Origin of the sequence: Amycolatopsis sp. cg9 (assembly GCF_041346945.1) — a bacterium.
Taxonomy (GTDB): domain Bacteria; phylum Actinomycetota; class Actinomycetes; order Mycobacteriales; family Pseudonocardiaceae; genus Amycolatopsis.
Genome location: NZ_CP166850.1, coordinates 9,254,684 through 9,273,582, shown reverse-complemented (window position 1 = coordinate 9,273,582; position 18,899 = coordinate 9,254,684). Strand labels below are relative to the sequence as shown.

Below are 18,899 nucleotides of genomic sequence, written 5' to 3'. Positions count from 1 at the left end.
TCGCCTGTGTGGCTCGCAGCTACTGGTCGGTATCCCGACGACCAGTACGCATCACCGCAAACGACGGTCGCGCGTACGGAGTCCGCCCGTCGTCTCGGAGACGAGAGGGACATCAACCGACCGCTGAGATCCAGAACGCGACGATATGGCAGTTACTGACCAGTAATCCGAACTGTCAGCTCGGGTAGGTATGGCAGCGGGTTGCCTAAAGTGGCAAGCCGACGCGGCTGGCAAACTTCGCGGCAGCGACAGACTCGGTCCGCCGCCCGCGTTCCATGACGGTGCGGATGAGTGCGTGCGCCGCTGGCCGGAACCGGACATCTTCTGGCGCGTCGGTTTCGGCTGCAGTCAGGAGAGTCAGCGTCTGGGCGAATTCACGACGCTGCGCATAGCCCTTGGCCTGGTCGAGCAAGAACGCCACCCGGCGCTCAATCGAAGGTGACTGCTCGTGGTCAATCTTGGCGGCCAGCCGCAAGCCCTCCACGGCCTCACCGGACTCGACCTCGATCGAGACGGCGTACATGGCCACGTTCGTTGGCCCGAACGCCGTCCAGCAGACATTGCGGTCGCCGACTTGCTCGGCCAGCGGGGCGGCCCGGCGGAGCCGGTCACGACCAGTCCAGGCATCGCCGGCGCGGGCTGCCGCCACCGCAGCGATGAGCAAGAGAGCACCCGACAGTGCCGCGGCGTCGAGGTGGTCAGGGCCGAGTGCGGACCGAAGGTCGGCGAGCGCCTTCATGGCCTCCTCTTCTGCGGCTCCGGCATGGCCGTCGGCGAGCATGACCTGGATGAGGTTCCACCGGGCTCCGGCCAACCGGATCGGGTCGTCTGCCTGCTCGGCTGCCCGATGCGCACGATCGGCGGCCAGAAGTGACAGGTCAACGCGCCCGACGCGCTTCGTCACCGTTCGGAGAAGGCCGTACAGGTCAGCGGCCACGGCCTGAGCCTGCCGATGGTGCTTGCCCGAGGTGCCGCGGATCGTGGCTTCAGTGGTCGCGATGAGTTCCGGCACGTCGGTGGTCAGTTCGCTGTAGCGGTGAGTGGACGTCTGCCACGTGCTCCATGCCTCGCAAACCTGGCGCCCGAGTTCGCGGACAGGGACCGGGCTGGCTGTGGCCGGCGCAGTCATGGCTCGATAGATCGCGTCAGCCGTCACACTGGAGGAGCGCCGGGTCGGCGCCGCCGGCTGACTGCTCAGCAAGTCGCCTGGGTCAACTCGCAGGACTTCGGCCAGCTGGGCGAGCACCGGGATCGTGGGCAGTTTCTGGCCCCGCTCGATCTGGTAGAGATAGTCCGGCGTGATACCGGTTAGCCCGGCAACGACCGTCTTCGTCTGGTGGGCCGCTGTGCGGTAGAACCGCACACGGTCACCGACCATCCGCGCCAACTGGTCGTTCACGATCTCGCGTCGCCTCCCGCTAAGCCTCTGACCAGGTCGAATGTTATCGCGCCGCGCTCGATCCGTCACGGATGGCACACTTTCGGCATGACCATGCCTGGCGCCGCACCTCGGACCTTGGTGCTGTGGGACATCGACCACACGCTTATCGAGACGAGGGGCGTCGGACGGGCCATCTACGACCGGGCGTTTCCGGCGGCGACCGGCAAGCCGCTGGCGAAGCTGGCGACCATTGCAGGCAGGACCGAACTGGACATCATGGCCGAGTCGCTGAAGGTCAACGGGCTGGAAGCGACTGACCGGGCCGTGCAAAAGCTGGCCGATGCCCTGGTGCAGGGCTACGAAGATGCCCGCGACGAGCTGGCCGCCGTCGGACGGGCTCTACCCGGTGCGCGGCAAACACTCCAGCAGTTCGCTGCCGATCATTCGGTCCACCAGGCCATCCTGACCGGCAACCTGCGCCAAGTGGCGCGCATCAAGCTAGAGGCATTCGACCTCGCTGGCTTCCTCGACTTCGACAGCAGTGCCTTCGGCGAGGACCACGCAGAGCGGTCCGAGCTGGTGAAGATCGCTCGACAGCGAGCTGCAACTCAAACAGGCACTTGGTACCAGGATCAGCATGTGGTGCTGGTCGGAGACACGCCAAACGATATGAAGGCCGGAAGGTCTGCAGGAGTACGAGTCGTGGGCGTGGCTACTGGCAAGACGAGTGAGGCTGAGCTGCGTCGCGCCGGAGCAACTCAGACGGTGCCGACATTGCTCGAACTGTCAGCTGTCGTCTTCCCCGCGGCTTAGCTATCGCTCAGTGAAACGATAATGCTGTGGCAACTAATCGGATCGCTGCCGAAAATACTCTTGGCTCTTGCGGACGCTGCCCGTGTCGCTGGCCTCGACATCGCTGGGATCGAGTTGATTCGTGAGGAATACAACGTCTTGTTCTCGCTCCTGTGTCACGAATGGCTGAAGAGCTAAGCGCGCGCGAGGTGTCGATGATCGGGCTGAGCATGTTGACCGCGATACGGTGCGACGCCCCTAGGGGCTTGCGATCGGCTGCAGTTGAACTTGAATAGGGGGATGCAAACGATAGTCTTATTCTGCGATTTGGCTGGATGGACACCATAGGTCTGACTCTTCTTTAATCCACGCGGACGGAATACTGTCAACTCTTAAGCGAGCCGCCCATTGGCCCAAATCCTTCCTTGACACATCATTCTTCAGCATTGGGTCTAGTTGCTGGTTCAGTTCGATCTGCGCTGCAATCAAGAACAGTAGAGCCGTCCTGCATGAGTCCGGATAGGCGGTGATTCGTTCTGAAATTGACCGGAAGTCGTGCTCTGCATATGCGGGATGTGAAGGAAGTGGAATGTCGAACAAGCTACTTTGGTGTCGAATCAGGCCTTCTCCCAGGTTCTTCAGGAAGCGCGCAGCTCTTGCAACAGGCGTGGTCTCGCGGCGCTTGCCGCGAAAACTGTCATAAACCCAAATTGCAACTGATCTTGGTCCTAGACCGTCGATCGGTAGAACATATTCATCAAATAGAAATGAAAATACTGAACAAAACTCGCTTGCGTCAAGGTCGCATAGGCGGCGATGGGTTCCGCTACCGCTTTGAATCAACATTGCATAATCTACATCGAACTTACCGTCATACTTCTTAAGATGCGGACTGACAGTGTTTACGACCTTGTTAAGTGCTTTTACAGCCGTCGGCTTGATCGGGTATGCAAACGATGACATATTCGCAAGAAGGTAAGGGGCGTGAAGTGCGAACCAAACCTGCCTGCGTGTCGTCCTCGTGTCTGCTGCCGCTGCCATACTACGACTTAGATGATCGGCGAGAATCTCCAGGATCGGCTCGTGGTGTTTCGAGGCTGGATCGAGCAGTCGCGCAATGGCCGCACTGTCGCCGAGTGTTGTTTGAGCCACGGCTAGTCCGACAAGAGTACTCATCGCATCTGCTGACAAAGATGGGAGGCAGTTCGCTATCCCTGCTAGATAGGCCGCAGCCACGGAGCGAATGCGAGACGTCTCTTCACGTTTGTCGGCTAGTTCATTTTCCTTGCGAGATGTTGACCCGGCGCCATCCTTAATGTCAAATCGCCTTTGCCATTCGCTGTGATTCAGGATGGGATGCGGTTGCTGCTCATCAAGTTTCCTGATCAAACCGAGCATGACATCGGACGCGCCGGATAAGAGCGCATCGTCAAATATTGTGCAGCAGACTTGTGCGTAGATCTCTGATTTGCCTTGCTCCATCAAGGGAAAAATATGGTCGACGAGGCTTTGTGCGTCACGGTTCGTGCTGACGAAGTAGAGTGCGCCAAAGTACTCGCGGAAACTCGCGTGGGTAAAAGTGAAGAGGTCTCTATGCTGAGGGTCTGGTCCGACATCGGTGAACATCCAAGCGCGCCCACGGCACCAATTCAACATCTCCTTGATAAACTCGGCGGCACGTTCCCGACTGTGAATGACCGGCCCGGTAAGGAACTCGATTAGATCTTCGGTTATCTCTTTCTCCGGTCGCCCGTATCGCTGTTCCTTTAGCTCTTTATGTGCGACGCGTGACAGAGCCCTTTTTGTATTAAGGATACTTGGATGCTCGGCAACGACCTTATAGTGTTTGTCTCTCTCTCCAAGTAGTAGGGCGACGCACTTTTCGTACAACGAGGCTCTGTCTTCGGGGAGTGTTCGAGCTCCCCGATAGAGGACACACATAAAAGCCAGAAGCAAAGGATTCTGTGTCAAATCCAGCATTTCCTTGCTTTCCAGCATGAAGTCTTGTACAACGTAGTCGAGTTCAGCTAAGCGAAGCTTTCCTTGAGCGTCAAACCAGTGTGTCACGTACTCTTCAATTTGCTCTTCGGAGAAGGGGCCGATCGAAAAGGTTGAAAAAGATCGGTTTAATCTGGCCGGGGCGTACCCTATTTTTCGGCACGTCACAAGAATTTTGATGAGCGGGTAAGATGCAGAAACAATTTCAATCTTTCGCGCAAGTGTTAGTCGGTCCGCATTATTAATAACCTCATCGAGGCCATCAAAAACTACGACGACACCGCCCTCGTAGAGCAACTTCTCGATAGATTCCGGTGTAGCTTTTACATCGTAACGTCGCCCCAGTAGGTCTGCCAAGTATTCGGGAAGGTAAAACTCCGGCTCTATCAATTCGCGCAGGACAACGATAAACGGGATGAGATTAGATTCTCTGTGGATCTCCAGTGCGGCCACGGTACTTGATGTCGATTTACCTGCCCCGGGGTCGCCTAGCAACACTGAGCGGTCGAGGTTTTTGTAAAATCTCCGAAAACTGTCTGGCCGCCCGTCGCTTCCGTCATCAAATGGTTGAAGTGTGGATGAATCCGTTTCTAGAACTGTAGGACCAACGAAGAGTTTCGCGTAATTAATCGGCATGCGAACATTTAAGTCAGGCGCGGTAATCTCGGAATGATAGTTGTAGAACCGAGTGTTGTAGAGGTTGGTCCATGTCAAGTTGTCTCGATTGCGTATCAAATGTCTTAAACTGTCGTCAATCGAGTTTAGTATGTCTAGTGCAACTTCGCGAAATCCGAGCTCGTGGACCTGTACTTGGTTTTCTGATCTATCCTTAATGATAGAAGCCGCAGTCGAGCAGCTTGCATCAAGGTGCTCGGCAAGTTTAATGCCGTAGGCATTCAATTTACGCTTATAGCGGGCGACCAAGTCGTCAAAGCTTACGACTTGGTCAACGTCATGTCTCAGATCTGTTGGCGGAAAGAAATCTACCAGTTTTTCCGCAATCGATTCACGGACCCGCTGGCGGTAATCTGAATGGCCGCTAAGCAGATGTACGGCGATAAGTTGGTTGGTGAAAGTTTCGAATTCAGGCGTTCTTAGAAAGCTATCTATTTTTTGTTGATTCAAGCCGGCCGGAAGCATTCCGGACAAGGATGCGGGCCAGTACCCTTGGTGGTGCCGATAGAGCTGCTCTGAAGTGACCTCAACGGCTACCCCTTTGCCGAAACCTCGACCCGACGCGACACGTCGAATCCTCCTTACGACCGATTCGGTTGCGATTCCTGCGACTTTTGCCAGAACGGCAGCCTCGACGCTGGTCACCAAGCATCCTCCCGATTGCTCCTAGACCTGAAGTCGCTGCTGAGGCGCCCATCCGTTACAACCTACTAGAGTTCGCTGATGGTACAGATGCTTGCAGACGCAAATTTTCGATGCCTGCCTCCTTTGCGTCCTCTTGTGGAACTGACTCTCGCGTGCAGCGGTCACCCGGCGAGGAAGATGTGCAGTACGCGTGTCCAGCCAGCTCGGTCGCCGAGCTGCTGAGTGTCGCGGCCGCGGTGCGTGACCGCGGAGCGCCAGTAACTCGCTGCTGAGCTGCCCAGACGCCTTGGTGTTGCGCTCTGTGATCCGCCTCTCCCTAGTCGATGATGGCGCTGTTGCCGGAGCGGGCGCGCAAGCGCGCCGTGGTCACCGGCAACCCGGTCCGGCCGGAGGTCTTGGCTGGCCATGCCGAGAAGGCCGTCGTAGCGCTAGGTGTGATGTCCAGAGAGGTTGGTCAGCCGGGTGACCGGCGGCTTGCCGCTGGTTGAGCTGTGGGGTCGATGATGATTGTAGAAGTGCAGCCAGCCCGGTAGCGCCGCCCGCCGCAGGGCCTCCGACGGGTAGAAGCAAGCGTAGGCCCACCCGTCGGCCAAGGTGCGGTGGAACCGCTCGACCTTGCCATTGGTCTGCGGCCGGTAAGGCCGGGTCCGCTTCGGGACGACGCCCAGCTCGGCGCAGGTGTCCCGCCAGGCGTGCGAGCGGTAGGCCGACCCGTTGTCCGACAGCACCCGCTCGACGATCACGCCCAGCTCGGCGAACCAGGCCACTGCCCGGCGCAGCACCGCGATGGCAGTCACTGCTGTCTCGTCGGCGTGGATTTCGGCGTAGGCGACACGGGAGTGATCATCGATGACGGTGTGCACGAACGCGGTGCCGGTGCGGGGCTTGTAGTCCGCGCCGCGGGTCAGGCCGGGCGTGGCTCGTTTGTTGATCTCGCCTTGAGCCCGGCCGACGTAGCGGTGTCCGCCGCCGTCGGGGATGTTGCCGAACTTGGTGACATCGACGTGGATCAGCGACCCGGGATGGTCGTGCTCGTAGCGGCGCAACGGCTCACCGGTGACCCGGTCGAGCCGGGACAGGCGGTTGATCCGGCAGCGAACGAGCACTGCGTGCACCGTGGATGCGGGCAGGTCGAGCCGGCCGCCGATCTGGACCGGGCCCAGCCTCTGCCGCCACCGCAGCCGCACGATCGCCCGGACCAGGTGTGCGGGGGTGCGGGCCGGGCTGCGGCGCGGGCGGCTGCTGGGTTAGTCGGTCCGGAACGTGTGCGTCCCGCTATAGCAGACTGAACACTAAGTCTGAGCTACGAAGGAGGACCCGATGAGGCGTTCCGCGGTGATGGCGGCTTCCTGCGCGGCGTTGATAGCCGCCGGCGGATGGCTGTACCAGCGCGTGGGACAGGGACGCGATGAACGTCGGTTTCCGCCGCCGGGCCGTCTGGTCGACATCGGCGGTCGCCGGCTGCATGTGGTGCGGACCAGTGCGGGAGAGTGCGGCCCGGTCGTGGTGGTGCTGCCCGCGCTGGGCGCGACGGCCCTGGAATGGCACCAGGTCTTCCGTGCGCTGCCCGAAGACATCACGGCCTACGCCGTGGACCGCGGTGGTGTCGGCTGGAGCGACCCCGCTCCCCGAGGACCGAGGACGCCGACGGTCTTGGCCGGCGAGATCACCGCCTTGCTGGACGCCCTCGAACTGACCTCGGTGGTGCTGGTCGGCCACTCCTACGGCGGGATCGTTGCCCGCATCCTTGCCGCCGGGAACCCGGACCGCGTCGTCGGCCTCATCCTGGTCGACTCCTCCCACGAGGACCAAGCGCGGCCACTTGCGGCGGCCGACCCGGCGAAGTCCGTGAACGAGCTGTGGTGGAAAGCGGGCCGCCGGCAGGCACGGCCCCTGGGCTGGACTCGTGCCTGGCACGACATAAACGGGCGTCGGCGCTTGATTCGCGAGGCCGTCGGCGAGGTGGGAGCGCGAATGGCACCGGCCGCGGCGGCGCGCGCCCTGACTACGGCACACCGCCGTGCCGTAGTGGGAGAGTTTCTAGGGCTTGCGGTCGCCCCTCGCGTCACCCCGGCCTCGGCTCGGCGGCTCGGTGACTTGCCGATGACCGTGCTGACGGTCGGCAATGGCAACGGCTGGGGACCGGTCTACCCGGTTTGGCTCGAGCTCCAGCGGTCCCTGGCGGCCATGTCGAACCGCTCTCGCCACCTCGTGCTGGACGGCACCGGCCACCACATGAACCACGACGTACCGGACCAGGTCGCGGCAGCGATCGCCGACCTGATCACTGAAGTCTGCGTTGTCAGGTCGGAGCCGCCGCCGACGTTGTAGGTCTCACCCGGCGCGCAGGACCTGTTCGATGGCCCGGCAGTTGCCTTCCACGTGCAACCAGTTGCGGCGGTGCTGCCCGCGGCCGTGCACGGTCACCTGCCGCCCCGAACAGCAGCAGCCCGAGGAACCGCGGGATCAGCTTCCCCGGGTGCTGGCGTGGCCCGTAGTTGTTGGAGCTGCGGGCGATGCACACCGGGACCTGGTCCTGACCGTGAATCTGGACGTCGGTTCTCCGGCAATGGCGACGTCGCCTTCGAGCCGAGCGACTCCGTGCTCGCGAATGTTGACGTCACTGCCTGCCAAGGGTCTCAGTTGGTGGGTCCGCTCGTCCTGGCCATCCTGCCGGTGACGAAGCTGCTGGTCCAGGTGGAGCGCCCGCAGCGCAGCGAGGACGAACGACCTGATCAGCAGCGAGCATCGGCCACGATCGGCCGCTTGGACGGGCCCGGGTGCTGCCAGCATTCGTCGACATCGATCTTGCTCGGCGCCGTCGCTTTTCGCGAGCAAGTGCCGTCGAAATTCGCGGACATAGCCAGGGACCCCGCACGAGTGAAGTACAAGTGGGCGAGCAGGTCGCTGCAGGCTTTGCTGGCCGCGTAGGGAACGGTTGGGTGCAGCGGTGCGTCCTCGGCGGCGGCGCTGGTGGGCAGCGGGCCGTAGACCTCGTCGGTGGACACGTGGACCACCTTGGCCACACCGGCTCGCATCGCGGCCTCCAGCGCGACGATGCCGATGGTTGAGCGCAGTAGCAGCGCTGATCTCCGAGGATGGACGTGAACAGCGTCGCGCGCTGGTACAAAGCAGCGGAGGTCGCGTTCGAGAACGTACCTGCGGTCCAATCGTTCCCAGCATTTAGCGGCCAGCGCAGCAACACCGGTTGGTGATGGGTCGCCACGACCAGCCGACTCCAATTCTTCCAGCTGTTCCCTTTCGATCCTGGATGACGACGCCGTCCGGCAGACGCTGACTGAGCGGTTCAAGCTCGCGTGCACCCAGCAGGGACACGGTGCGGCGATCACAGCAGTCCGACCTGGTGCAACTGGATCAGGCACGCCACCAGCCCGGTGCCGCCGGTGACGGCGGCGAGTAGGAGTTTGACCAGTCGATAGGCACGGTCGGCGCGGGCTGTGTCGGTGACGAACAACGCCACTCCGCCCGAGGTGGCCAGTAGGACCATCACCACGGCCGCGTAGGCGGTCATCAGCCAAGTCACCATCATCGGTTCCTCGTGTTCTGCTCGTCGCGGGGCCCGCGGTGCGCGGGCTGTGGAAGCAGGTCGGCCGACCTGCTTTCACCGTGACCGGCACCCCGCCAAGCGGGCAACGTCGCCGCGCATCCCCGAACACTCGTGGACACCGGGTGGCCGGTCGGTGATGTTTCCGCTGCTCAGAGCCCTCTTGCGCCGTTGTGAGCTGGTCGAGGACGGAACAGGAATGAACACGCCTGGCCTTGCGCTAGGCGGGGGCTACGTGTAAAGAACTTAGTTCTTGGGGGTGGTGTCGCGTGGCGCGGACGGCAGTGGATCCGCACGCCTGGTTCGCCGGAAGTCTCCAGCGGCTGATGAAGCACTGCGGAGTCCCCTCGCCGCGGGCGTTAGCGAGCTTCGCCAAAATCACTGACCCCCATATCAACCATCTGGCCCCTACGACGCTGAACAACTTGCTCGACCCGGCCAGGCAGGCTGAGCGACCGGAGTGGGAGACCATCGAGGCTCTGATCGTGGCATGCGTGGCCTGGGCGTATCGCAAACGGACGGACGAGCCGCTGCGGCCAGGTCTGGACGAGGTCGCCTGCCGCGCGCTGGAGGTGAGGGAGTGGAAGACCAGGCACGAGGATCTGCTGTCGCTGCTCAAGCACCCCGCCGGCACTCCTGGACAGCCTGAACCTACTGTGCGGGTCGGGTGGCCGCCGGTGCTGGATGAGCGATTCCAACCCCGCCTCGTCCTGACCAGCTCACTGGGTGTGACAGAGGCTGCTTCGGACCCGGTGGTGCGAACCCAGGTGCTCGTCGGCACCGGCGGGGTCGGCAAGACCCAGCTGGCTGCCGACTATGCCTGGACCCACTGGAGGGACCCGCGACTGCGGCTCGTGATCTGGGTATCGGCCCGGTCGCGGGACACGATCGTGACCGCCTACGCCGACGCCGCCCACGACCTGGTCGAAGACGCCCCCTCTGACCCGGAAAGCGCCGCGCAGAAGCTGCTCAACTGGTGTGCAGGCGACAAGGGGCGCTGGCTGATCGTGCTCGACGACCTGCAACACCTGAAAGATCTGCACGACCTGTGGCCTCCCGCGGCCCCGCGCGGCCAAGTAATCGTAACGACCCGGCGTCGCGATCCCGCTCTCGCCCGCCCAGAGCGAAAGCTGATCGACGTCGGGGTGTTCTCCGAGCAAGAGGCGTACGCTTACCTGACCGCGAAAGTTGCCGAGCACCCAGCCTTGCTTGGCGGGCCCGCTGAGCTGAAGGGCCTGGCCCGGGACCTCGGGTATCTGCCGCTGGCCCTGGCGCATGCGATTGCCTACGTGATCAACCGGCCCGTCCTGCTCGACCTGTCCGTCGACCTCATGACCATCCCCGGTTACCGATCTCGGCTTGCCGAGCAGCACCGCCGCCTGGACGACCTACTGCCCACCTTGGACGAGTTAGCCGACGGCTACAACCGGACCGTCGCCGCCACATTCGCCCTGTCCCTGGACCTGGCCAACACGATGCGTCCAGTTGGCATGGCCGGGCCGGTAATGCACGTCGCCAGCCTTCTGGACCCCGCCGGGTCACCTCTCGTTCTGTTCGGCATCAGCGCTCTTCGCGAACACTGGAGCACCACGCTCGACCGAGATGTCGGGAGCGATGACGTGGAGGAGGCGCTGGGGATGCTGCACCGGCTGTCTCTGATCACCCTCGACACTCAGGCCCCGCACAGAGAGGTTCGGGTCCACGCCGTGGTTCAACGTACGACCCGCGACGGCTTCCGCGGAAGACCCGACAACTCCGCAACGGTCCGGGTCACTGCGGATGCCCTGCTGGCGATCTGGCCCCAGGTCGAGCGCGACCAGGCGCTGGCGGCGGCGCTGCGATCCAACACCACGGCTCTGCATACCGTCGCCTCGGATGCCCTCTGGACACCCAATGGCCACGCCGTCCTGTTTCGCACCGGAACCAGCCTCGGCGAAGCCGGTCTGCTCGCCGCCGCCATCACGCACTTTAGTCAGCTCCGCACCCTCGCCAAGACCCGGCTTAGATCGGACCACCCCGATACCCTAACCGCCCGCCACAATCTCGCTCACTGGCAGGGGCATGCCGGAGACCTGGCTGGATCTGCCGCTGTGTTGGCTGATTTGCTGGACGACGTGGTAAAGGTTTTTGGGCCCGACCACCAGCACGTCCTCACGACCCGCCACAACATCATCTACCGGCTTGGCGAGGCCGGAGACGCGACCTGGGCTGGCGCTGCGTTGAGTGACCTGCTAGACGACATGGTGCGGGTCTTCGGTCGCGACCACCCAAGCACCCTCTTGACCCGCCACAACATGGCTTACATGCGTGGCGAGGCCGGGGACCCGGAGGGGGCCGCCGCCGCGTTCGCCGACCTGCTCACCGACAAACTCCGGGTCTTCGGCCGCGACCACCCCTACACCCTCTTGACCCGCCACAACATGGCGCAGAGCCGTGGCGAGGCCGGGGACCCGGAGGGGGCCGCCACCGCTTTCGCCGACCTGCTCACCGACAAACTCCGGATCCTCGGGCCAGAGCATCCCGATACCCTTATGACCCGCCACAATGTGGCTTACTGGCATGCCGAGGCCGGAGACCCGGCCTCGGCCTCCGCCGCGTTCGCTGACCTGCTCGCCGACCAACTCCGGGTCTTCGGGCCTGATCACCCCGACACTCTCTTGACTCGCCACAGCGTGGCCTACTGGCAGGGACGCGCAGGAGATCCGGCCGGGGCCCTTGCCGCGTTCGTTGACGTGCTCGGCGACCGGCTCCGGGTTCTCGGGCCTGACCACCCCGACACCCTCAAGACCCGCCACAGCGTGGCCTACTGGCAGGGACGCGCAGGAGATCCGGCCGGGGCCCTTGCCGCGTTCGTTGACGTGCTCGGCGACCGGCTCCGGGTTCTCGGGCCCGATCACCCCGACACCCTCCTGACCCGCTACAACATCGCACGCTGGCGCGGCGAGGCCGGGGATCCGGCCGCGGCCGTGGCTGCGTTCGCGGACCTGCTAGCCGACCAACTCCGGGTTCGCGGCCCCGACCACCCCGACACCTTGGCAGCTCAGGTTGCGCTGAAGGAGTGGCAGCCGAAGGCATAGAATCCGACAACTAGCTGTTGCGGGTCATGACGTTGGTGACGCGGGCGAGGGACGGGTCTTTCAGCGGCAGGATGAGAAGTGCGACCCACCCATCACGCCGAACAGAAAGCCCCGTCCGTGTCCCACCGCAATGTCCCGCTGTCGATCGAGGGCCGCCGCCGGCTCGTCGCGCGCTGCCAAGACCCACCCGATCGCCCACGTCGCCGCCGAGATGGGCCTCTCCCGCCAATGCGCATCCAAGTGGATCAACCGCTGGCGCCGCCACGGCGAGACCGGCCAGCTCGACCACCCGAGCGTCTCCCACCACCAGCCCACCGCCACCCCAGCCGAGGTGATGGCCCGAATCGAGCAATTGCGCCGACAGCGGAAGTACTCCGCCCGTCGGATCGCCACCGAACTGGCCGCCGAGGGCGTCACCATCTCGGTGCGGACCGTCGGCCGGCACCTGCTGCAGCTGGGCCTGAACCGCCGCCGGTTCCTCGACCCGACTGGCGCCACCAACCGCCAGCCGAGGCGGATCATCGCCCGCTGGCCCGGGTGATGTGTGTGGTCTCGCAGGATCCTTGACGTTTCGTTCTCGCAGGATGGTTGACAACTCCAACGCTTGTTGATCTTGTTGGCCTCGTCGAGGCGCGTGACGGAGGTCGAGTGGGCGAGAACGATGCGTGAAAGGCCGAACAGCGCTACCGGGCAGTGCTGGAGGCCGCAGACGGGGCGCCAGTGAGCGAGGTAGCGGCGCGATACGGGGTGTCCCGGCAGACGATCTACACCTGGCGAAGCCGATACACCGAACACGGCGTAGCCGGTCTACAAGAAGGATCTCGCCGACCACACCGGACACCGCACCGGGTGGAAGCCGATCTCGAAGCGCTGATCTGTGAGATCCGCCGCCAACACCCGCGCTGGGGCGCGAGGCGAGTCCGTCACGAGCTCGGACGGCGCCAGGTCGAGCGCGTTCCCTCACGGGCGGCTGTGCATCGTGTCCTGTCACGCAACGGCTTGATCGCTTCCCAAGAGCAGGAACACAAGCGCAAATACAAGCGCTGGCAACGAGAAGCACCCATGCAGCTGTGGCAGATGGACCTCGTCGGCGGCGTATTCCTCGCTGATGGGCGCGAGTGCAAATTGGTCACCGGTATCGATGACCACTCTCGGTTCATCGTGATCGCCGCGGTCGTTGTGATCCCCACCGGTCGTGCGGTCGTCGAAGCCTTCACCACGGCGATGCGCCGCTACGGCGTCCCCTCGGAAGTTTTGACGGATAACGGAAAGCAGTTCACAGGGCGCTTCACACGTCCGTATCCGGCCGAGGTGCTGTTCGAGCGGATCTGCCGCGAGAACGGCATCAGCCAACGGCTGACCAAACGCCGATCGCCCACCACCACCGGCAAGATCGAGCGGTTCCACAAGACCCTGCGCGAGGAGCTGCTCGACGATGTCGAGGCGTTCGAGAGCCTTGATGCCGCTCAGGACGCTATCTCCGCATGGGTGCACGAGTACAACCACAGCCGGCCACATCAGTCGCTGGACATGGCCACTCCAGCAAGCCTGTTCCGGCCGAGCAAACCGAAACCGCTCACTGTTCCAGCGACGGCACTCGAGTCCGCCGACTCCACCGCTGACACGGAATTCGACGTGGCCGAGGCGTTGATCCAGGACCCGCCGGCCACCGGAGCACCGTCCGCGGTCGAGGCGGAGTTCCGGGTCCCGCCAAGCGGGCATTTCGCCATCGCCGGAAGCCAGGAACTCTGGCTCGGCCCGGCCTACTCGGGCCGCACCGTCATGATCTGGGCAGACGACCGCAGCATTCACGTCAACCTCGACGGGCACCACATCAAGACCGTTAGCTCCCGCCTGCACGAAGAACACCTGCGCTACCTGCTGATGCGAGGCGGCCGACCGGCCGGCCCCGCACCGGCAGCGCCCGCGTTACCGCGGACCAGCGCAGGCCGGACCCGACTGCCCGAGAACACCGCGATCGAGGTGGACCGAGCGATCGGCCGAGACGGTGTCGTCAACTTCAAGGGCGAGCAGTTCCCGGTCGGCACCGGCCTCGCGGGGCAGCGCGTTTCAGTCCGGTTGGACGGGCACCTAATGCACGTGATCGCGAACAACACCCTGGTCAAGACCCTGCCCTACCCGATCACGCTGGATAAACGACTCGCTCTCACTGGCGCACGACAAGCCACCAGCCCGCTGCCGCCGGCCCCGCCGCAGCGGCCACCGCAAGCCGAACGACGCGTCCCCAAAGACGGGATCATTATGGTCGCCCGCCAGCTCCTTCGCGTCGGCGCCACTCACGCGGGCAAGATCGTCACCGTCGTCGTCGAAGACACCCACTTCCGGGTCCTTCACGGCGAGCAAGAACTGTCCCTGCACCCGCGTGACCCGAACCGCCCGATCGCCCGCATGAAGCCCTACGCACGGCGCCGATAGAACTCAGCTGACGTCAAGGAAGCTGAGACGACAAACTGTCAAGGATCCTGCGAGACCGCACACATCACCAGCGTGACGAGCCGCGGGAGCGGGGGTGTGGTGGTCATGTGCGGGGTTTCCGTGTTCGGTGGATGGGCCGGCGGGACGGGCTGGTGCGTCCGGCGGGTGGGGTTGTGGGCCGTGCCGCGGTCTTGGCTCCGCCGCGGATGCTCTAGTGCGGGCGGCTGGAACCCGGCCGGCGTACTGATGGAGGGCAGCGCGCCGGCCGGGAGTCGTTTCCTCGCGTGGCCCTGTCGATCGGGGTGGTGATCGCAGGGGCGGGGTTCGGCTGTCGGGTGGTTGGGATCCGGCCGGTGGGCCCGCCAGAGGGGGAGGGGTGCAGAGGCACCGGCCGGGGGCTTTTGTCAGGTCCAGGCGTGGTTGACGACGCTGCTACGTAGGTGTTGGGCTGCTTTCTGGTAGCGCTTGACTGTTTCTGGGTCGGTGAAGAAGATCGCGCCGTTGCGGTGGGGAACGGCGGCGGCGATGGCGCGCTGTTGGTCCTCGTAGAGGGTGAACGGTTCGACCAGGCCGGGCGCGCAGGCCGAGGCGGGGACGAAGTCGACAGATACGTCCAGCAGGGATTGCAGCATTCCCACTTCTTCGATCTGGTCGCGTAGCACGTCGGACGTGCACGCGTCCGGTCGTGTCGCGGCTTCGCCGATCAGGAATGTGCGTCGGGGTTCGGTTTCGCGTCTGAAGGCGCGGCCTCGTTGGTTGTCGTCCGGGGCGCGGACCCGTTTGCCGGGGATGATGCTGCGCGGGGTGATGTCGAAGCTGAGCAGCCTGGACTCGTGCAGCGCCTGGGCGTAGGTCGAGGTCCGCAACGCGCTCGGGAACAGCGTCGGGGACCATTCGCACACCCGGAACGCCAGCTGTTCGTAGCCGGTACGCAGCAGGTGCAGCTCGCGTTCTGTGCAGGCGACGAAGTTGCGTTCCTGCGCTCGGGCGACCAGGTCGAGGAGGTGGTTTCGTACGGCCACTGGGGCTTCGAGAATGCCGAGGAGCATGGCTGCTGTTGCGACGCTCGGTGCGCTCCCGCCCCACTCGTAGTACGACAGCGCGCCCGGTGAGATTTTTGCTCGTTTGGCGACGTTGCGGAGGCTGAGGTTGCGCGCCTCGCGGGCTTCGACAAGGCCGGCGCCGACGATGACGTTGGCTGGTCGCGGCACAACTCGGGTCACTGTTCGGGGCGCTCCATTCTCGATCTGTTCTGCTCGGGTCATCGGCTGCCCCGCGAGGGGCGGAAGGTGGTACCGACCTGCGCGGAGCCGGGGTGCATCGAGCTGTAAGAGATGCCGATGGCGTCGACGAGTGCTCGGACGCTGGCGCTGTTGTCGTCGGCGGTTCGGTAGGGCTGGATGTCGATGTCGACCGAAGACCCCGACCGCGGCCGGGCTTCGTGTCGCCTTCGCACAGAATCTGGCTTGTCCGGGTCGGCGACAGGCCGGACCGCTCGGTGATGTCGACGACCGGGGTGCCGCTGACGCGGGGTTGCACGATCTCGGTGTTGCGGGCGGTGTGCTGCTCGTGTGGTTCCGGGGTCATCGATGGCCATCGCAGTGGTGCTCGGTGTGGAGACTCTCGACGACGGGGGTGCGAACTGCGCGGCGGACTGGCCGCTCATTTGATCGCCTGTGTTGCAGTACAGGCGCATGAGTGAGGTCGGCCCGTCGCCGAATGCCATGCTGCGTGCGGCGACCTGGCGGATTGTTGTGATCGGCTCGCGGTCACGCTGGTCCAATGGCATCGGGGATCACCACCTCGGCCAGGTCACCGACGAACCCACCGGCGAGCAACGTTCCCGATCGTGGATGTGGGATGCTCGCCCAGCTGTGCGTTAGGCACACTGGGCAGACGCCGGTGCCGATTCGCTGGGGCATCACCAGCGGGCTCGGTTCGATGCTCGCCCGGTCGTGTTCGAGTGGGTAGGGCGCGCGGCGCAGGCACCAGGGGAGTAGCAGGTCTAGGCGCTGGTCCACTAGCTCGGTGATGGCGTAGAGGTGTGCCCATCGATCGGCGTCGAACAGGTGCCATTCCCACCGGCTAAGTGGTGGGGGCGGGGTGAGCGGTCGCGCGCGCTCGTCGATGGCGGTCATTCCGGCCACCGGTTTTGCTTAGGCCAGTGGCGCTGGACCCGGGCTTGTGCGTCTCGCCACTCGCGCGCAGACCATTCGGAGCTGGGGCGGAAGAGGGCTCCGTTGATGGTTGTGGGCTGGGGGTGTGACGGCGCGGAGAGGGCGTGTTCATAGTCGGGCCGGTCCTGCGGAGTGACCTGGTCGCTCTTGTCGCCCGCCTCAGCGGAAGGCATCTCACCGTCACGCGCCGTCACCTATGTGACGCTAAGTGCGAAAGGCGATACGGAGGGACAACAAAGGGACAACGCCGTACGCTGGTGATGAGAACTCCGACCGAACATGAGAGAAGGTGGCGCCATGCTTCCTGCTGAACTCCCTGGCGAGAGCGTCGGCGAACGCCTCAAAGCGGCCCGCAAGTTCGCCGGGGTCACGCAAGCGCAGCTAGCGCGGGCCACGAGCTTCTCCGTGAGTTTGATCAAGAAGGTTGAACAGGGACAGGTCCCCCCGAGCGCCGCCTTTGTCGCCGAGGCTGGTCGAGCGCTCGCCGTTAAAGCAGCGACGCTGTATGGAATGCAGCAGATCGTCGACGAACCGAGCCCTGAGGCTGCCGGTGTGGCCGAGCTGCGTAGCGCCCTCGACGCTTACGATGACCCGCGGCCGGAGGGGCCTGCTCTTGATCTCGCCGCGGTAACAGCCCGGCTCGGCACGGACTCAGAGAAGGTGCTCAAGCTCCGCCACGACGAGGTTGCTGGGCGGCTCGCCGGGCTACTTCACCATCTTTACGTACTGTCCGACCAGCCGGGGCGACCTGGTGAGTTGGTCAACGCCACCCTGCATGACGCGTACCGAATGGCTGCCACCGTTGCCGGACGCTTCCGGCAACCCGAGCTTGCCGCGATCGCCTCGGAAAGACACGTCCAGCTCGCTGAACGCACCGGCGACCCGAGGCGCATCGCGATCAGCTCTTACCACCGCAGCACTCGCTACCTCCAGCACGGCGAGTACCGCGCCGGACTCAGGCTGCTCGATCGTGCCCGCGAACACCTCGACGCTACCGCCGCCGGCCGGGCCGTCCAGATCCAGCTCGACCTGAGAGCATCGATCCTTGCCGCCCGCGCGGGCGACGGAGCCGAAGCCGACGGGTACCTCGAGGAGGCGCGCGCAATTGCGCGCGAATTCGAACCGCCCGAGGTTCCGTACTACGGGGTGGACGCTAGTTCGACGAACATCCTCGCGCATTGGTGCGCGGCGCCGGTTGAGCGCTATGACGGCGCGGAGGCGGTCCGGCGCGCCGCGAAGGTCAACGTCGACGACCCGCGGCGCCCCGAGCGGGTCGGTCATCACCACATGGACATGGGTCGCGCGTGGATGCTCCACGGTGATCGCGCGAAGGCCGTCTCTGAACTTAATGTCGCGAGGCGCGCTGCACCGAACGCGGTCCGGCATCACCCAAGTTTCCGCGAGACGCTGCTCGGACTGGCTGCAGCCGACCGTCGTGCAACCGGCTCGCTCGCTGGACTCGCGAAATGGTCAGGAGTCAAGCTCTAACGTCAGATCCCGATGTAGTCGACACCTACCATGCGATGGTTCGTCTTCGCGCAGAAGGTGATTGCCCCCTTCGCTGTAGTAGAATCTCGGATTGTCCCACGATCGCTCGCTGGCCTTCAGACGTCGACGCTGATGCGCTTCGTTTGGAACTCGTACTCGCTGGTCGGGCCCAGGTCCGGAGAGTTACCGACCGTGCTACAGCCATCTGGTGGTGACCAGGAAGGTTCCGTAGACTTCGCCACCTGCTCATGCTCGGCTTCGGTGAATTCGAGCATGGCCAGCACGCGGCGGGAGGCTGTTCTACTCTCACACCGTGGCCGACAGACGTCCGTACCCGGTCGACTTGGCCTAGCCTGGAACAGCCATCGCGGCCTCGGCCAAGTAGCCCCGCCGCCAGGCCCGGTGCAGCAGCTCGAATGCCAGCTCCGGTTCTTTCTTGAACCCCCCGCCCGCGGTCGATCAGTCCGCAGTAGCCGATGACGTTGCTGGCGGCCTTCCGCTCAACCGCCAGCAACCCGACCGACGACGACCGGCCGGTGCGGTCATGCTCAGTTTCTGCCCTGCTCCAGGTCGCGCAAGCGCTGGAAGTCCCCGTCGTCCTGAACGTCGTAGTAGTCGGCGGCCTTGTCCAGGAACGTCCGGTCATGCCGAATTGAGGTTGTTCA

General features: G+C 64.1%; 12 protein-coding genes and 3 pseudogenes. 7 read left to right on the top strand and 8 right to left on the bottom strand.

Going from position 1 to position 18,899, the window contains the following annotated elements:
* Nucleotides 1–205: 205 nt before the first annotated feature.
* On the bottom strand, nt 206–1,399 hold the full coding sequence (locus AB5J73_RS42510; RefSeq protein ID WP_370964854.1) for a helix-turn-helix domain-containing protein: 1,194 nt from the start codon (nt 1,397–1,399) through the stop codon (nt 206–208).
* Between the two features lie 87 nt (nt 1,400–1,486).
* Here AB5J73_RS42510 and AB5J73_RS42505 point away from each other — a divergent pair, with 87 nt between their 5' ends.
* Nucleotides 1,487–2,194 (top strand): HAD family hydrolase, encoded by a 708-nt coding sequence (locus AB5J73_RS42505; RefSeq protein ID WP_370964852.1) that lies wholly within the window; start codon nt 1,487–1,489, stop codon nt 2,192–2,194.
* A gap of 294 nt (nt 2,195–2,488) precedes the next feature.
* Here the strand turns inward: AB5J73_RS42505 and AB5J73_RS42500 are convergent, their stop codons facing one another.
* Nucleotides 2,489–5,491 carry an NACHT domain-containing NTPase gene (locus tag AB5J73_RS42500; RefSeq protein WP_370964850.1) on the bottom strand — a complete coding sequence of 1,001 codons (3,003 nt, stop codon included), beginning with the start codon at nt 5,489–5,491 and terminating at the stop codon, nt 2,489–2,491.
* Nucleotides 5,492–5,919: 428 nt separating this feature from the next.
* Nucleotides 5,920–6,735 (bottom strand): annotated as a pseudogene (locus tag AB5J73_RS42495) (IS481 family transposase); the annotation flags it as partial.
* Between the two features lie 76 nt (nt 6,736–6,811).
* Between AB5J73_RS42495 and AB5J73_RS42490 the strand changes: the two are divergent.
* Nucleotides 6,812–7,822 (top strand): alpha/beta fold hydrolase, encoded by a 1,011-nt coding sequence (locus AB5J73_RS42490; RefSeq protein ID WP_370964848.1) that lies wholly within the window; start codon nt 6,812–6,814, stop codon nt 7,820–7,822.
* A 404-nt stretch (nt 7,823–8,226) separates the two neighbouring features.
* On the opposite strand, the gene AB5J73_RS42485 is transcribed toward AB5J73_RS42490, so the two are convergent.
* Both AB5J73_RS42485 and AB5J73_RS42480 read right to left on the bottom strand, forming a co-directional pair.
* The gene (locus AB5J73_RS42485) at nt 8,227–8,499 is read right to left on the bottom strand and encodes a GDP-mannose 4,6-dehydratase (RefSeq protein ID WP_370964846.1); all 273 of its coding nucleotides are present in this window, start codon (nt 8,497–8,499) and stop codon (nt 8,227–8,229) included.
* A 338-nt stretch (nt 8,500–8,837) separates the two neighbouring features.
* A complete protein-coding gene (locus AB5J73_RS42480; RefSeq protein WP_370964844.1) occupies nt 8,838–9,023 on the bottom strand; it encodes a hypothetical protein in 186 nt (61 codons plus the stop codon).
* Nucleotides 9,024–9,325: 302 nt separating this feature from the next.
* Between AB5J73_RS42480 and AB5J73_RS42475 the strand changes: the two genes are divergently transcribed.
* The 3 genes and pseudogenes from AB5J73_RS42475 to AB5J73_RS42465 form a co-directional block, all read left to right on the top strand.
* The gene (locus AB5J73_RS42475) at nt 9,326–12,133 is read left to right on the top strand and encodes a tetratricopeptide repeat protein (protein WP_370964842.1); all 2,808 of its coding nucleotides are present in this window, start codon (nt 9,326–9,328) and stop codon (nt 12,131–12,133) included.
* Nucleotides 12,134–12,250: 117 nt separating this feature from the next.
* A pseudogene (locus AB5J73_RS42470) lies at nt 12,251–12,671 on the top strand (helix-turn-helix domain-containing protein); the annotation flags it as partial.
* A gap of 137 nt (nt 12,672–12,808) precedes the next feature.
* Nucleotides 12,809–14,569, top strand: a pseudogene (locus AB5J73_RS42465) (IS481 family transposase); the annotation flags it as partial.
* Between the two features lie 404 nt (nt 14,570–14,973).
* Here the strand turns inward: AB5J73_RS42465 and AB5J73_RS42460 are convergent.
* Both AB5J73_RS42460 and AB5J73_RS42455 read right to left on the bottom strand, forming a co-directional pair.
* On the bottom strand, nt 14,974–15,792 hold the full coding sequence (locus AB5J73_RS42460) for a Scr1 family TA system antitoxin-like transcriptional regulator (RefSeq protein WP_370964840.1): 819 nt from the start codon (nt 15,790–15,792) through the stop codon (nt 14,974–14,976).
* Between the two features lie 546 nt (nt 15,793–16,338).
* Entirely contained in the window at nt 16,339–16,707 is a 369-nt protein-coding gene (locus AB5J73_RS42455) for a hypothetical protein (protein WP_370964838.1), read from the bottom strand.
* A 336-nt stretch (nt 16,708–17,043) separates the two neighbouring features.
* Between AB5J73_RS42455 and AB5J73_RS42450 the strand changes: the two genes are divergently transcribed.
* Nucleotides 17,044–18,234, top strand: coding sequence for a helix-turn-helix domain-containing protein (locus tag AB5J73_RS42450; protein WP_370964836.1), 1,191 nt, complete (start codon nt 17,044–17,046; stop codon nt 18,232–18,234).
* 116 nt (nt 18,235–18,350) lie between these two features.
* Here AB5J73_RS42450 and AB5J73_RS42445 read toward each other — a convergent pair whose 3' ends face one another.
* Nucleotides 18,351–18,518 carry a hypothetical protein gene (locus tag AB5J73_RS42445; RefSeq protein WP_370964834.1) on the bottom strand — a complete coding sequence of 56 codons (168 nt, stop codon included), beginning with the start codon at nt 18,516–18,518 and terminating at the stop codon, nt 18,351–18,353.
* 192 nt (nt 18,519–18,710) lie between these two features.
* Between AB5J73_RS42445 and AB5J73_RS42440 the strand changes: the two genes are divergently transcribed.
* The gene (locus tag AB5J73_RS42440) at nt 18,711–18,890 is read left to right on the top strand and encodes a hypothetical protein (protein ID WP_370964832.1); all 180 of its coding nucleotides are present in this window, start codon (nt 18,711–18,713) and stop codon (nt 18,888–18,890) included.
* Nucleotides 18,891–18,899 lie beyond the last annotated feature (9 nt).